This window comes from Acinetobacter sp. YH01011, from assembly GCF_013420785.1.
Taxonomy (GTDB): Bacteria; Pseudomonadota; Gammaproteobacteria; order Pseudomonadales; family Moraxellaceae; genus Acinetobacter; species Acinetobacter towneri.
In genome coordinates, this window is sequence record NZ_VOYG01000002.1 from 189,526 (window position 1) to 205,491 (window position 15,966).

The following is a 15,966-nucleotide window of genomic DNA, read 5'->3' on the forward strand; positions in this document are numbered from 1 at the left end:
GATCAATAAAAAATGGAGCACAAGATGCTCCTTTTTTTTCGCCTCAATTTTAGAATATTTTTAATCATCAAATCATTACCTAAATAAATTCGCTATACTCGAAACATAATAATTTAGACACGATGAGGAGGGTTAAATGGCTAAGTTTTTAAATACGAGCGCGACCAATTTTTTCTTAGAAGAACTGATAAAAAATGCCAAAGAAAGGTTAATTTTAATTAGCCCATATTTACGTTTAAATGACCGTATTAAAGAATTACTTGAAGATAAAGATCGACTCAAAATTGATATTCGAATCGTTTATGGAAAAAGCGATTTACATCCTGATGAAATAAAATGGATGCAAAAACTTGATTTTGTTCGGCTCAGTTTTTGTAAAAACTTACATGCTAAATGCTATCTCAATGAATCTGAATGTATGGTAATCCCCCCTAAAAATAATTGAGTTTAAAAGTAGAAAATCGAATAACCTTGATTTAAGGAGATTTTCTATGAAAACATCTAAGTATTCAGACAGCTTGATCATGAGTATCTTGAAGCAAGCTGAAGCAGGAACACCCATACCGAACTTGTGCCGCGAACATGGTATGAGCTCTGCTACATTCTACAAGTGGAAGTCCAAATATGGCGGCATGGATCTTTCAATGATGACGCGGCTTAAAGAACTTGAGGCTGAAAATGCCCGTTTAAAACGCATGTATGCTGATGAGCGGCTAAAGTCAGACATCTTGCAAGATGCACTTTTAAAAAAGTTTTAAGGCCTGTTCAGCGAAAGTCACTCACTCAACAAGGCAAAGACGTAGGTGCAGAATTTAAAACCAGTCAATATGGTGGATATTTTTTATGGCCTGAAAATATTGAATTATAAACACCAATCAAAATTACAATAAAAAGCATCCATTACTTTTTTGAAATAATGGATGCTTTTTCTAAATTAAATCAGCTTAAACCGCCAAATCGGCTAAATTACCTTTTTGCTCTAACCACACTTTACGGTCTGCAGAGCGTTTTTTAGCCAGCAATTTATCCAATAAACCCGCGGTAAAATGACTATCATCCAAATCCAATTGCACCAAACGGCGTGTATTTGGATCCATCGTGGTTTCACGTAACTGACTGGCATTCATCTCACCCAAACCTTTAAATCGGGTAATTTGCGGATTTTTGGTTTTGGCTTTTTTCAGCGTATTTTCTAGCTCATCTTCATCTAGCGCATAATGCACATCTTTACCGTCATCAATACGGAATAACGGCGGCATGGCGACGTATAAATGCCCATCTTCCACCAAACTTGGGAAATGTTTCACGAATAAAGCACACAGCAAAGTGGCAATGTGTAAACCATCTGAGTCGGCATCGGCCAAAATACAAACCTTACCATAACGCAATTCAGATAAATCATCACTGCCCGGGTCAACCCCAATCGCAATTGCAATATCGTGTACTTCCTGCGAACCCAAAACCTCGTCCGAAGACACTTCCCACGTATTTAAAATTTTTCCGCGAATTGGCATGATCGCCTGAAAGTTTTTATCACGTGCTTGTTTGGCAGAACCACCTGCGGAATCACCTTCGACAATAAACAGTTCCGATTCTTCACGGGTTTGTCCCACGCAATCTGCCAATTTACCCGGCAAGGCTGGGCCTGAAACAATTTTTTTACGTTCTACTTTTTTCGCTGCTTTTAAACGACGACCTGCTTTGGAAATTGCCATTTCTGCCAGCTGCATGGCAATGTCAGAGTTTTGGTTTAACCACAAGGCAAAGGCATCTTTGGCAATATTCTGCATAATGCTTGCCGCTTCACGGCTCGATAAACGCTCTTTGGTCTGCCCTGAAAACTGCGGTTCTTGGAACTTTAACGATAAAATGTAGTTGACCCCATCCCAAACATCTTCGGCAGATAGCTTTAAATTACGCGGCAATAAATTGCGTAATTCACAGAATTCACGTAACGCATCGGTCACACCAGAACGTAGTCCATTGACATGCGTACCGCCTTGCGCAGTCGGAATCAAGTTGACATAACTTTCTTGAATTTGCTCGCCGCCTTCTACATTCCAGCAAATTGCAAACTCTGCACTGGCACGCTCTGCCTCACCTGTCGCCACAAAAGCAGGGGCAGGTACAATCTCTCGATCTTCCAGCTCATCCATCAAATAGTCGACTAGACCATTTTCAAACTGCCAGACAATTTTTTCATCGTTAATTTCATCAATGTAATGAATTTCTAAACCTGCAGCTAGTACCGCTTTGGCTTTTAAATTGTGTTTTAAGGCTTTTAGCGCAAATTTAGGTGAATCGAAATATTTAGCTTCAGGCCAGAAATGTACCAACGTACCCGAAGCACGTTTTGGGGCTTTGCCTTCCAAGACTTCTAAAGGTGCAGCAGCTTCGCCCTGATCAAAAGCCATTTTATACAGGTTGCCCTGACGCTGTACGGTCACTTCAACCCGACTGGACAAGGCATTCACTACAGAAATACCGACCCCGTGCAAACCACCCGAAAATTGGTAGTTGTCGGTGCTGAACTTACCGCCTGCATGCAGCTTGGTCAGAATAATTTCAATCCCGCTTTGCCCGTATTCTGGGTGAATATCGACAGGCATACCACGGCCATTGTCTTCTACCGACAAAGAGCCATCTTTATAGACTTTTACGGTAATTTTATTGGCATGCCCTGCAAGTGCTTCATCCACCGCATTATCAATAACTTCTTGCGCCAAATGGTTCGGACGTGTGGTGTCGGTATACATGCCCGGGCGACGACGTACTGGATCTAAACCAGATAAAACTTCAAGAGATTGAGCGGTATATTGAGACACGTTGTACTGTTTCCTTAAGCTAGGGAATCCGATAAAAATTGCAGTAACATCGGAATTTTGTCTGCAAAATTATCCATGGCATGATTGCCGTGCGCTTCAGTCATGATCATGGCCGAAGGTGAGGCAGCACTATAATAACGCTGCGCTTCACGATAATCCAAAACTTCATCGCCTTGTTGCAATAACACCAATATTTTGTCTGCATCTTGCGCAACTGGCAACGCAATGTCTGCTAAGTCATCCAATTGCGCTGCAGTTAAGCTCCAGTTCGGATGTACCACATAGGGCAGCACATCGCCAAACAAGTCCTGAAACAATTGCCATGGTCGCATAGCAGGGTTAATCACAACAGCAGGCACATGATGCTGTGCGACCAGTTGTGTCGCATAAAAGCCGCCTAGACTGCTGCCCACCAATGCCACATTGGGCAAACGTCGAATCAATGCCGATACGTTTGCCAAAACCTCTAAAGGTGGAGCATTTAAATCGGGCAAATGCATCTGAATACCAGGGCGATGCTGCTGCACATAGGCATACAATAGCTGCCCTTTCATAGACAAAGGACTACTTTGAAAACCATGTAAATAAATTAAATTCATGCGCGACATTTCTTAGTAACACCATTCAATTTTTGGCTGATACAGCACTTATTTTGCGTTTTTAATTTAATTTTCATGGAAAAATGCAATTGTTAGACAAAAAGATGCGAACATCTTGGCAGTCATCGGTATTTTACAAGTAGTTCAAGATGAACACGATAAAATAAAAGTATCGGGTTTGGTGACAATTCATCTAAAAATTTGCAGTTCTGTAAATTCATGAAATGCCAGCAGACCCTTGAGTTTATACCGCGAACCCAAGTAAAAATAAAGCGTTCGGTATATGGGAACACAAGGGGCAACACAGTATGCCAAGTTTAACACCGCTGCATGAAACGTATTGTAGATGGGATCGTACACCTCCAAGTCAGGCCGATATCTTAGAAGGCTTGGCACAGTTGGTCAGCACGCGCCTGAATGCCGTGATGAGCGAAGTGATTCAAACCATTCAGCGTGAAGTTTTGCTCAGCGTATTTGGCATGAGCGAACAACGCTCGCAAAAGTTTCAAAAAACCGCAACTTTTCAAAAGTTGTATAAGTTTGCCTTCCACAGCTTACAACAATACGGCTATCACTTTGTTGCACCAGGTTTACGTCAAATCATTGCGCAATTTCCCAACTTACATGACAAAGCACTCACGCCAAGCCTGCATTTTTTAGTCGGTGTACTGAATGGCGTACTGGGAGATTATCTACTCGAACAGCAAAATCCGCTCGCCTTACCTATGGTGCTCTATGACCATTATGGCGAAGTCCAACAAGGCGATTTGTCTGGACGTGTGGTAATTTTTGTGCACGGTTTATGCCGCAATCACCTCGATTGGACTACACACCAATTTGGTGGTTTTGGTGAAAAATTACTGGCACAACGTGACCATAACACCATGTTATATCTGAATTACAATACAGGGCGTCGCATTTCTGCCAATGGCCGCAGTCTTGCCAATACCTTAGATGATTTAATTCAGCGTCATCCTAAAATTACCAGTATTGATTTAATTGGGCACAGCATGGGTGGCTTGGTGTCGCGCAGTGCGCTGTTTTACGGCAAGCAAAATTTGCAGCACTGGATTCACTTGGTCGAAAATCTGGTCTGTTTAGGCTCACCACATCACGGAGCAGTGTTGGAGCGTTTTGGTTTCCATTTACAGGAAAAATTAGGTCGCTTTCCCATTGTGAAAATTGTCGGGCATCTGGTCAATATTCGCAGCAACGGCATTTTAGATTTGCGCTATGGCAGTGTGCGAGATGATGACTGGGAACATAATCAGGCACGAATTGGACAGGTCGATGACAACCGCAAACCCGCACCTTTGCCGACCCATATTAATGCTTATTTCGTGGCAGGCAGCATTGAGTTTGAGAAAAAGCAGAACCTGACTCGCAAAGTCATTGGCGATTATTTAGTCAGTATAAAAAGTGCTTTGGGGGAACATCCTAACCCACGTTTTCAATTAAAACTGCCTGAATCGCACAAAGCTGTGTTCTATGGTCTGAACCACTTTCAGTTACAATATCATCCAAGTGTGGCAGAGCAATTGGTGAAATGGTTTTATCCTGCGCATGAAGAAGTGCCAGAGCAGCAAATTCATGAATTTATTGGCGATTGGTCAAGTTTAGAAGGCATTGCGCTCACCTAACATAGTCTAAACAGTTCAAAATACGCTACAACACGATGATTTTTAGATGGATTTTCAACAGCCCCTAAATACACAAATAAAAAAGCGCCATCTACATTGAGATGGCGCATTTTTATCAATTCAGTGAGCAAGTAGCCCGAATTTATTTTTTCTTCACTTTGCCAAATGTAGTCGATGCCACAAACGGATAGTTACGCAGCAATTGCCATAAACTGATGAGTGCCAACACGCTAAAGAACAGCAATGACCACACGGGTAAAGACTGCCCCAAGAACGTCCAGTCAATCACAGCACATTCACCTGAACCCGACAGTACTTGTTGCAATACGGCTTTCATGGGTAAGGCATCTACCAAATAATCTAGCCCTGGACCGCAGCTTGGCACTTGATCGGGCGGTAAGTTTTGCAGCCACACATGCCGTGCTGCCACACCCACTGACCATAAAATTCCAATACTGCCGAACAGCGCGTAAATACGCTTAACCACGTTAGATTTAGGGTTATGCACAAAAGCAATCAGTGAAACCAAACCCAATGCAATTAAGCCCACCCGCTGAAAAACGCACAGTGGACACGGCGCTAAACCTTGCACATGCTCTAAATACAATGCAAATGTCATCCCAATGACACTGGCTAAAAATAAAACACCACTTAGCAGACGATAACTCAATTGCATGTTTAAATCTCTGAGCTGTTATCTATATTGTGCGACATAGTCTGCAAAACTCAGACCCTGTGCTTGTTCAAGTTGTTGTTGTTGCTGAATAGATTGCACTGCAATTTCATCAAAATATGTTTGTGTTTCAGGACGCAGCGCATGTTGCTCATACGCATGTGCATGTTGCTGCGCCATATAACTGCCAAAGCCCCACGTACCGCCATGACGAATAGTATCGGCAATCATGTGTGCCGACAGAGTTTCATCGACTTCATGCAAACGCACCATCATGCGTTCTAAAGCTTGAGAATACAGCTGCGTCGCATAACTTTGGTCGAGTAAAGCAGCCAAAGGTTGCATGGCGGTGACATACTGCTGTCCCCACGCTTCAATTGGGGTTTTAACATCGCTCTCTTGAATGTGCGCATTTGGCGCACGCCCACGATTGACCACTTCGGCCTGATTTTTTTCGATGATACTTTGTTCCGCATCTAACAAGGCTGGGCTGTCTTGCAACAAACAATACAATGCTAAGACTTCCAAAAAGCCTGCGGTATGTTCATCTATCCCAATTGGGCTATACGGATTAACATCTACCGCGCGTAATTCGACATAACCAATACCACGATTGGCAAGTGCTTGAGATGGGGTTTCACCCTCTTGTGGCACTTGTTTTGGGCGCACTAAACTATAGTACTCATTTTCAATTTGCAGCACATGGTCATTAATTTGAATTGGCTCACCCGTGGCATCATCTAAACCTAAGCGGCTAAATGGCAAGTACGGGGTTTTTACGGCTTTTTGCAAACCATCCAAATAACCCGTTAAATCATTGTAATGAATACCAAGTTTTTTCTGCGCCGAGTTTTGATAGCCAAAGTTACCCATACGCAATGCAGTCGCATACGGTAAATACAACGTGCCTCTTAACAACGGCAGCAAATGATGTTCACGCCCCGTCATAAAACACTGACAAACCGATGGACTTGCACCGACTAAAAACATCACCAATGGTGTTAAACGAATAAAGTTACGAATTAAACCTAAATAACGATGACTACGATAATCTTGCAAACTCAGTGCTTTGAGCTGCTCATCACTTTCATGTTGTTGCAAGGCGGCAAATAAATGTTCAGGGAAGGATAAATTATAATGCACCCCTGAAATAGTCTGCATACGGCGACCATAGCGCACACCTAAACCACGGCGATACAAAGTTTTAAAGCGCCCAATATTGGAGCTGCCATATTGCGCCAGTGGAATACCGTCATCGGTTTCATCAAGCATACATGGCATCGACAGCGGCCAAAGTTTTTCACCTTCGCCTAAGTGCTGATGCACCACGCTATGAATATCTCGCAAATAATCAAGCGCGTGTTGAATGCTGCTTTGCGGTGGAGTAATGAACTCCATCAACGCTTCGGAATAGTCCGTAGTAATATGCGGATGTGTGAGTGCCGAACCCAAGGCTTGAGGATGTGCTTGCTGCGACAAGAAGCCATCGCTTTGCATACGCAGACTTTCGCGTTCAATCCCGCGCAACATCCCTTGAAGCAACGCAGCGTCTACCCATGTTGGTAGAACATCTTGCGCATTTGGTTCGGGTTGACTCATTACACTCTCGCTTAATCCAATACACTACAAATACGACATAAACCACAGGCTGATTTTGGGTCGGTGGCAATTTTCTCTATCATGCAGATGATCTGAGATGAAATTGCTACCGTTCAAGTATAACTTGATTTGGCATCAGCACATGCGCTTGGGCTGTTTTTTCTAACAAAATGATGATTTTGGGGCATGCTGACATTTAATAAATGTGGTCAACGTCAATAAATTTTAATTTGGCAATTTTTTATCACAAAGTTGCACTATAAGACATGCTAAATTTGTGATTTTATAATCAAAAGAACAGAGGTAAATAATAAAGCGTATGAATTATCAGGATTTTTTAGATTTTTGGTTTTCTCCTGCTGCTGAACCGAACTGGTTTGTCAAAAGCGCAGAGTTTGATGCCGTGCTTGCAGAAAAATTTACCGATGTACTGCAACAAGCGGCACAAGGAGAACTATGGACATGGCGCGAAACACCCGCAGGTCGTTTGGCTGAAATCATTGTTTTAGATCAATTATCACGTAATTTATACCGTAATGACCCGCGTGCCTTTGCCCAAGATGGAATAGCCTTGGTGTTGGCACAGGAAATGATTCACTTAAAATTGGATCAGGACTTAAACCCAACCGAACGCCGTTTTTTATATATGCCGTTTATGCACAGTGAATCCAAACGTATTCACGAAGTCGCATTGACGCTGTTTGAAAGTTTGAATGACCCCACCGTGTTGGGCTATGAACTGAAACATAAAGTGATTATTGACCGTTTTGGGCGTTATCCGCATCGGAATCAGGTGTTGGGACGTCCTTCGAGTGCAGAAGAACTTGAGTTTTTAACCCAACCCAATAGCAGTTTCTAACTGGCGAGCTTGTCTTGGCTGGTTGATGTGTACAGGAGCTTTCACATGAAATATTCCCTACTCGGTCTTGCCCTTGCCAGCAGTTTGCTGTTTACAGGCTGTGCCACGACACCCTCTAAACCGCTCAGCTTTGAACAGTTGGGGCAATACAGCACCACACCGCTCAATGCGCAAACCTATCGGATTAGTTTTTTAGCGGGTCATAACATGAGTTTTGGCACAGCAGAAGAAATTACTTTGGTGAAAGCAGCACAAACCACGCTGCAACACGGTTTTCGCTTTTTTAAAGTTTTAGATGATCCGAGTAACCGTAGCCAGAAACCACCTAGACAAGCCGTGGTTTACCCTGCACCAAGTTACTATCCGTATAGCTATTCGCCGTATGGATATTATCATCGTCGCGCACCATTCTGGCCTGACCCATTCTATGATATGCCGCAAGTGGTGACCCTCGATCCGACTCAAGTGTCTTACACCATTCAGTGTTTTAAAGATCAAAAATCTGCACCTGAAGATGCCTTTGATGCGAGCCTAATTTTACAATCACTGGGGGCAAAATATGGTTTAAGTCCCACAGGACAACCATTACCCCCACCAACCTCTGCCCCTGCCGCGCCCTAATGAGATAAGGATGCCTGCATGAATACAGCGTCTGACCACACTTTAGCGAGCAGCTCGCAGCATAGCTCTCCGAGCCTGCAACGCAGTAAACGCTTTGCCACCATTGCTTTAGTGATTGCCGTGGTGGCATGGCTGGCATTAATGCTAACCGCAAAATTACTGCCTGAATATACGTGGTTGATTCACATACTAATGCTGTCTGCCGAAGCAGGCGTGGTCGGTGGTCTGGCAGACTGGTATGCGATTACGGTGCTGTTTCGCAATCCTTTTGGCAAAATGCCAATTCCTAAATTCTTACGTGATCACACCGAAATTATTCCACGCAACAAAGACCGTATTGCCGAGTCGATGGGGCGCTTTGTGCAGGAAAACTTTTTATCGCCCCAAGTGGTACAAAAAAGCCTGCACAGCACTGACTTATCTTTATCCGTGGGCAAATGGTTGGCGAATCCACAAAATAATGCGCAAGTGACCCAAGTCATTCAGCAGACTGTACCGAAAATTTTTGAATTTGTCGGGCAAGAACAAATTGGGCGCTTTATTCAAAGCAACAGTGTGCAATGGGTTCGCAACACGCAGGTCAACTACTTGGCCAGTGAAATGCTGCGTGCGGTTTTGGAAAATGACTTTCATCAGGATGTGCTGCAACGCGGTTTAGACCTTGCCCATGACTGGATGCTGAAACATCCTGAAAAAAGCCGTGAATTGACCCGTCAATTGTTTAAAGAGCTTGGCGTGTGGAAACTGGCCAAAGGTGCGAGCTGGATTGGAATTGATGTGCAGCAACGCACCATAGATTCTTTACTGCAACGGGTCGAATCTATGTTGGCAGACCCTGAACACCCTTGGCGACAAAAAATTGAAGAGGCTGGGCAACAACTGATGTTACAACTGGCAGATAACAACAGCAGTGCCAGTCTACGTCTAAATGACACTAAAAATGCCCTATTAGACAGTCCACAAGTCTTGAATTTTATCAGTGGTGCAGTGGTGATTCTCTGCAATGCGATTAAGGAAGATTTACAAAAACCGGATTCGGGAATTGCACAAAACCTGCGTGTTGCTATTCAGCAAGTCGGTGAAAATATCATTGCCAATACCGCAGTACGTCAATTACTGAATGAAAAAATGAGTACGATTGCGGTGAACTTGTCAGATCAATATAGTGAAAAAGTGATTCGCTTTATTAGTGAGCGCATTCATGAATGGGACTCACGCGAAATGATTGGCAAAATTGAAAACGAAGTGGGTGGTGATTTACACATGATTCGGGTCAATGGTGTAGTGGTAGGTGCATTTATTGGTCTGGGATTGGGGATTATTCGGGCATTGGTGGAGTTGATTTGAGATGAAATTTTTTTGATAAGTCGATCTTGAGGTGTTCAATCAAAAATAACGCCTCGAACGATCTATTCAAGCCACATCATCACCCTTTACCCCATTTGCATTCCCCCCTGAAAACGCTACGATGTAAAACAAGCTGCTGCCACAACCAGAACCCCACTATGCTCGATATTCACGCGAAACTGCCTGCTCAAGGTCTGAGTATTTTTAGTACCATGTCTAACTTGGCACAACAACTGAATGCCTTAAATTTATCGCAGGGTTTTCCCGACTTTCCCCCACCTGCAGCATTACTGGATGCTTTAAGCCAAGCCACACACGCAGGCTTCAATCAATATCCTTCGGGCGATGGTTACTTGCCACTACGCGAACAACTGGCACAGCAATTTTTACAGCGTGATCAGCTAATGCTTGACCCGATCAGTGAAATTACCATCACCCCAGGGGCAACACTGGCTATTTTTAGCATCATGCAAACCGTGCTGCAGGCAGGCGATGAAGTCATTATTTTTGATCCAAGTTATGACAGTTATGCACCCTGTGTAAAATTGTTGGGTGCAAAAGCCGTTCATATTCCGCTGCAGGCTCCACATTTTCAGGTGGACTGGAATATGGTCAAAGATGCGATTCATGCCAAAACCCGCATGATCATCATCAACACACCACATAACCCCACAGGCACAGTATGGTCAGCGCAAGATTGGCAGCATTTAATTGATGTTATTCAGGAACATAATATTGTGGTGCTGTCCGATGAAGTCTATGAACATTTGGTCTTTGATGCGCATCAACACCGCTCTGCACTGTCTTTTCCTGAGCTTAGGGAACGCAGTTTTGTCGTGGGTTCCTTTGGTAAAACTTTTCATGTCACAGGCTGGAAAACAGGCTACTGTGCGGCTGCACCTGCCTTAATGCAGCTCTTTCGCCAAGCCTATCAATTTATTAATTTCTGCGGAGTTAGCGCTGTGCAAGTGGCTTTGGCAAATTATATGCAGCAGCACCCTGAACATATTGCAGAACTGGCAAAGTTTTATCAGGACAAACGTGATTTGTTTAATCAAGGCATTGCCAATTCACGCTTTCAATTCAGCCCTGCACAAGGCACTTATTTTCAAAATTTAGATTACAGCAATATCCGTCCCAGCTTAAATGCTGTCGATATGTGCCATTTTCTAGCCGAGCAGCACGGCATTGTCGGTATTCCTGTGTCTGCATTTTATCAAACCCCACCCGATGATTTACGTTTAATCCGTTTCTGCTTTGCTAAAAAAACCGAAACCCTGTTGCGTGCAGGTGAAATTTTATCGGCAATTTAAGCGATGAAGCTCCACTGAAATGTCACTGAGTTACTGAAAAGCTAAGGCTTTTTATGACCAAATCATGCTAGGGTGAAATTTCAAACAACCGCATATTGAAGCGCAGGATTTGGCATGGCAAGACCTCAGGCACTGGTCGATCACCCTCAGCTTTGGAAAACCTTTTTGGTGTTTCTATTGCCACTGATTGCCACCAATATTTTGCAAAATCTTTCGGGCACCATTAACACGATTTTTGTCGGGCAAATGCTCGGTGTGGAAGCCATTGCTGCGGTGTCGGTATTTTTTCCCATTATTTTTTGCCTGATGGCCTTTGTGATTGGGCTTTCGGCAGGATCGACCGTGTTGGTCGGGCAAGCGTGGGGCGCACAAAATGTCGAAAAAGTGCGTTGTATTGTCGGTTCGACTTTATTTATGACCCTAATTGGCGGCAGTTTCATTGCCTGTTTGGGGGTGATTTTTGCCGAACAAATTTTAATATTATTAGGCACAGACCCTAAAGTGATGCATCTATCCCTGCCGTATGTGCAATGGATGTTGGCAGGCAGCCCACTGCTGTTTGTTTATATTATTTATACCTCTATTTTACGTGGAGTGGGCGATAGCCTTACGCCACTCATTGCCCTGAGTTTGACTAGTTTAATGGGATTGGTGATTACCCCCATCCTGATTGCAGGTTATTTTGGCTTTCCTCGCTTGGGCATTATTGCCCCTGCAATTGCCACCATTCTGGGCTATCTGGCTGTTTTAATTTTTTTGGTGATTTACCTGAATAAAAAGAATCATCCCTTAAAAATGGATGTGCATCTACTACGTCAAATTCGGCATCAACCCAATTTAAGCAAGGTGATTTTACGCTTAGGGATTCCCACAGGCTTACAAATGGTCACTACCTCTATGGCAGGTTTGGTGATTGTCGGTTTGGTCAATCGGCATGGTGCTGAGGCCACTGCCGCCTATGGCGCAGTTAATCAGGTGTTGAACTATATTCAATTTCCTGCGCTATCTATTGCAATTGCCGCTTCAATTTTTGCTGCACAAGCCATTGGTGCAGGCAAAGCCGAATTACTGGCTAAAGTGACCCGTACAGCCTTAGGCATGAATTTGCTGATTACAGGTATTTTAGTCACCTTGGGTTATTTATTTTCTAAATATCTGATGGCGTTGTTTATTACCGATCCGGCGGTGGTGGTACTGGGTCAGCAGCTCTTATTTATTGTGTTATGGGCCATTTTATTTTTTGGTGCCAGTGCAATTTTTGCCTCCATTATGCGCGCCAGTGGCACGGTCAATGTTCCAATGATCATCAATATTTTAGCGATTGTTTTAATTGAAGTACCGTGTGCTTATTTCTTCAGTCAGTGGTGGGGTTTGCAAGGAATTTGGTATGCCTATGCCTTGGCATTTGTGAGTCTGTGCATCGGTCAAGGTGCGTATTATCAATTTGTCTGGAAGAAAAAAACCATTCAGGTTTTGGTCTGAATGGTCTGTTATATTTGTAAGTTAGATTAACCGCGTTTCTTGCCCAACTTAGTCGCCCATGCGGTAACTTTCTGATAACCCGTTGGAACAATACGCTGGATTAAATCCAAAGTTTTGGCATCATTACCAATCAATAAACGGCGCTTGTCTTTTTGTACCGCTCCTAAAATTTGGCGCGCCGCTTCTTCAGGCGGGCAACGCAATAATTTATTAAAAGCACGTGCCGATTTTTCAGGATTCATGCCCAAAGTGCGCATGCTGTCGTTCATTTTAGCATTGTTGGCAATATTGGTACGAATCCCGCCTGGATGCACGCTCAACGCACTCACACCACAATTTTCCAAATCCAATTCCTGACGCAAAGACTCGGTAAAACCGCGCACCGCAAATTTGGTTGCGTTATAAGCCGACTGCGTTGGCTGTGCAGTTAAACCAAATAAACTGGAAATGTTAATGATATGACCATCTCCCGTTTGTTTGATTAAAGGCAAAAATTCTTTGGTGCCATAGACCACACCCCAGAAATTAATACCAACAATCCACTCCAACTCTTCGTAACTTGCACCTTCTACGGTAGAACCCAACGCCACGCCTGCATTATTAAAAATCATATTGACCGAGCCGTGGTCTCGCACAGTTTCAGCTGCCCATTCGCGCATTTGTTCTAATTTAGAAACATCCACCTTTTTAATGGTCACGCGCACATTACTGTCTTTGAGCAAATCCACTGTTTGCGCCAAACCTTGTTCATTCACATCACTGAGCGATAAATGACAGCCTTGCTTCGCCAATAGAACAGCCAATTGCTGCCCAATACCCGAGCCTGCGCCTGTAATTGCGGCAACTTTATTTTTAAAATTTTTCATGTGATTTCCTTGAGTATGTGGCGTGCACAGTTCAGACCTGCTTGTTGTTTTGTAGGGCTGTGCGATGCGCTGTGGTTTAAATATAATTTTGACAATAAGTATTGTCAATATAAGCCAGTACGAATATCGCAAATGAATCTGAAAACATAGGTTTAACAGATAATTATTGCTAGTATAAAGCCTAATTACGGTTCTTATTTGGCTTAACTGAACATGACAGAACAACTGCCCGTGACTGCAGAAACAGAAAAAACCACCCAGAAACAACAAAAAGAACGTCAGTTTAAAGGCTTGTCTTTAACTGAGCGCAAACAGGCGCGTCGTGAAAAACTGATTGAGGCAGGTATTCAAGCCTATGGCACGCATGGTTTTTTTGCCGTGACCGTAAAAGATATTTGTACCGAAGCCAAACTAACCGAGCGCTATTTCTACGAATCCTTTAAAAAAAGCGAAGAACTGTTTCAGACCATTTTTTTAAAATTGATTGATGAATTACAGCAAAATGTCATGCAAGCCATTATGCAAGCCTCGGCTGATCCTAAAAAAATGATTGATGCAGGACTGACTGCTTTACTGACCACGCTAAAAAATAACCCGCAAATGGCACGTATTATTTATATTGATGCCATGCTGGTGCAAGAACTACATAACCAAGCCACCATTCACGAAACTATGTCGCGTTTTGACCGCATGATTCAGGCCTTTGTCATGCTGATGATGCCGCATTTAGACCGCCCCAACCGAGAAATTTCACTGGTAGCGACAGGCTTAAATGGTTATGTCACCCAAATTGCGATTCGCTGGGTGATGAGCGATTTCAAACAATCCATGGAAGATGTCTTGTCTTCTTGCCGTATTGTATTTTTATCGTTATTACAGACCTTTTCGGAAAAAGAGCAAGCTTTTGTGAAAGATTCTTCGACATTGTCATAAAATCGAAAAATATTCATAATATTTTTCAAATTCAGAGGGGTCTGCTGACATTTCATAAATGGCTTGCGCTGTAGGCTAAAACTGAGCAGATCAGGCATGAAACGCAGGGAATAGTGGGTCTATTACCAAGTTTCATAACGCAATCTGAGAAAGTTTTAGCTACAGTCCTTCGGAACGAAGCATATTTTTTTGCCGCTATTGCGTTATGAGTCAGTCACTTAGAATAACTAAATTTCCTGCCTCATGCCTTATATCAGCTAAAAAATCTTGCGAGATATATCTCTCACGTCGCAAACATAGACGAAGTGTCAGCAGACCCTATTTACTTTGACTGAATCTGTTCAGTTTTTTCATCAAATCGACACTATTTTGTCACAAATTATTGCAAAAATAGCCCATTCAACCCTTTCTGCAATGATACTGTCATAATTAATCTTTGTAATAAGCCTGTCATAAATAAAACGGTCCACCGTTAACATCTATAGGATATTGCGTTGTGAAAGATGACTACATTTTAATCGTCGATGACGAACTTCCAATTCGGGAGATGATCCATACCTCTTTAGATATGGCAGGCTTTCAGTGCTTACAAGCAGAAGATGCAAAACAAGCTCATCAGATGATTGTCGATCAACGTCCAGCGCTTATCTTGCTTGATTGGATGATGCCAGGCGGTGTCAGCGGTGTAGACTTGTGCCGTCGCCTAAAACGCGATGACAACCTTGCTGAAATTCCTGTGATTATGCTCACTGCACGTGGCGAAGAAGATCACAAAGTTCAAGGTTTAGATGCTGGCGCGGACGACTACATGACTAAGCCGTTCTCGACCCGTGAACTGGTGTCACGTATTAAAGCGGTCTTACGTCGTGCCAATGCCTTAAGCGGTGAAAAAACTATTGATGCCAACGGTTTAATTTTGGACCCAGTCAGCCAGCGTGTCAGTTTTGGTGACAATATTTTAGAAATGGGCCCAACCGAATATCGTCTATTGGCGTTCTTTATGACGCACCCAGAGCGCGCTTACACCCGAGCGCAATTGCTTGACCAAGTCTGGGGCGGCAATGTATATATTGAAGACCGAACTATTGATGTGCATATTCGTCGTTTACGTAAAGTTTTAGAACCGTATGGCGTAGACCGTTTTGTACAAACGGTACGTGGTACAGGCTATCGCTTCTCGACACGTGCGGATGTTGCTTTAGGCTAAAA

Annotated in this window: 13 protein-coding genes and 2 pseudogenes; 10 read left to right on the plus strand and 5 right to left on the minus strand. The window is 43.3% G+C overall.

The annotated features are described in order from the left end of the window. Positions 1 to 136 precede the first annotated feature (136 nt). Positions 137 to 429: pseudogene (locus FTT78_RS02255) on the plus strand (phospholipase D family protein); the annotation flags it as partial. 62 nt (positions 430 to 491) lie between these two features. Further along, positions 492 to 823: pseudogene (locus FTT78_RS02260) on the plus strand (transposase); the annotation flags it as partial. 121 nt (positions 824 to 944) lie between these two features. Here FTT78_RS02260 and parE read toward each other — a convergent pair. Then, positions 945 to 2,825: a DNA topoisomerase IV subunit B gene (parE, locus tag FTT78_RS02265; protein ID WP_004974183.1), complete on the minus strand. Its 1,881-nt coding sequence runs from the start codon at positions 2,823 to 2,825 to the stop codon at positions 945 to 947. Between the two features lie 14 nt (positions 2,826 to 2,839). Then, positions 2,840 to 3,424, minus strand: coding sequence for a YqiA/YcfP family alpha/beta fold hydrolase (locus tag FTT78_RS02270; RefSeq protein WP_180043506.1), 585 nt, complete (start codon positions 3,422 to 3,424; stop codon positions 2,840 to 2,842). A 308-nt stretch (positions 3,425 to 3,732) separates the two neighbouring features. On the opposite strand from FTT78_RS02270, the gene FTT78_RS02275 reads away from it, so the two are divergent. Further along, entirely contained in the window at positions 3,733 to 5,064 is a 1,332-nt protein-coding gene (locus FTT78_RS02275; protein ID WP_178318907.1) for an alpha/beta fold hydrolase, read from the plus strand. Positions 5,065 to 5,206: 142 nt separating this feature from the next. On the opposite strand, the gene FTT78_RS02280 is transcribed toward FTT78_RS02275, so the two are convergent. Next, positions 5,207 to 5,740 carry a disulfide bond formation protein B gene (locus FTT78_RS02280; protein WP_004974176.1) on the minus strand — a complete coding sequence of 178 codons (534 nt, stop codon included), beginning with the start codon at positions 5,738 to 5,740 and terminating at the stop codon, positions 5,207 to 5,209. A gap of 18 nt (positions 5,741 to 5,758) precedes the next feature. Then, positions 5,759 to 7,336 carry a glutamate--cysteine ligase gene (gene gshA, locus FTT78_RS02285; RefSeq protein WP_180043508.1) on the minus strand — a complete coding sequence of 526 codons (1,578 nt, stop codon included), beginning with the start codon at positions 7,334 to 7,336 and terminating at the stop codon, positions 5,759 to 5,761. Between the two features lie 319 nt (positions 7,337 to 7,655). On the opposite strand from gshA, the gene FTT78_RS02290 reads away from it, so the two are divergent. The 5 genes from FTT78_RS02290 to FTT78_RS02310 all read left to right on the plus strand — a co-directional run bounded on the left by FTT78_RS02290 (position 7,656) and on the right by FTT78_RS02310 (position 12,958). Beyond that, positions 7,656 to 8,195 carry a DUF924 family protein gene (locus FTT78_RS02290; RefSeq protein ID WP_179990727.1) on the plus strand — a complete coding sequence of 180 codons (540 nt, stop codon included), beginning with the start codon at positions 7,656 to 7,658 and terminating at the stop codon, positions 8,193 to 8,195. Positions 8,196 to 8,240: 45 nt separating this feature from the next. After that, entirely contained in the window at positions 8,241 to 8,816 is a 576-nt protein-coding gene (locus tag FTT78_RS02295) for a hypothetical protein (protein WP_179990728.1), read from the plus strand. An 18-nt stretch (positions 8,817 to 8,834) separates the two neighbouring features. Further along, positions 8,835 to 10,163, plus strand: coding sequence for a DUF445 domain-containing protein (locus FTT78_RS02300; protein ID WP_004974172.1), 1,329 nt, complete (start codon positions 8,835 to 8,837; stop codon positions 10,161 to 10,163). A 158-nt stretch (positions 10,164 to 10,321) separates the two neighbouring features. Further along, the gene (locus FTT78_RS02305) at positions 10,322 to 11,476 is read left to right on the plus strand and encodes a methionine aminotransferase (protein ID WP_179997051.1); all 1,155 of its coding nucleotides are present in this window, start codon (positions 10,322 to 10,324) and stop codon (positions 11,474 to 11,476) included. Between the two features lie 114 nt (positions 11,477 to 11,590). Further along, positions 11,591 to 12,958, plus strand: coding sequence for an MATE family efflux transporter (locus tag FTT78_RS02310; RefSeq protein WP_096901501.1), 1,368 nt, complete (start codon positions 11,591 to 11,593; stop codon positions 12,956 to 12,958). 26 nt (positions 12,959 to 12,984) lie between these two features. On the opposite strand, the gene FTT78_RS02315 is transcribed toward FTT78_RS02310, so the two are convergent. Continuing rightward, the gene (locus FTT78_RS02315; protein ID WP_179990730.1) at positions 12,985 to 13,824 is read right to left on the minus strand and encodes an SDR family oxidoreductase; all 840 of its coding nucleotides are present in this window, start codon (positions 13,822 to 13,824) and stop codon (positions 12,985 to 12,987) included. A gap of 213 nt (positions 13,825 to 14,037) precedes the next feature. Between FTT78_RS02315 and FTT78_RS02320 the strand changes: the two genes are divergently transcribed. Both FTT78_RS02320 and phoB read left to right on the plus strand, forming a co-directional pair. Continuing rightward, a complete protein-coding gene (locus FTT78_RS02320) occupies positions 14,038 to 14,757 on the plus strand; it encodes a TetR/AcrR family transcriptional regulator (protein ID WP_004974164.1) in 720 nt (239 codons plus the stop codon). Between the two features lie 496 nt (positions 14,758 to 15,253). Further along, the gene (gene phoB / locus FTT78_RS02325; RefSeq protein ID WP_004974162.1) at positions 15,254 to 15,964 is read left to right on the plus strand and encodes a phosphate regulon transcriptional regulator PhoB; all 711 of its coding nucleotides are present in this window, start codon (positions 15,254 to 15,256) and stop codon (positions 15,962 to 15,964) included. Positions 15,965 to 15,966 lie beyond the last annotated feature (2 nt).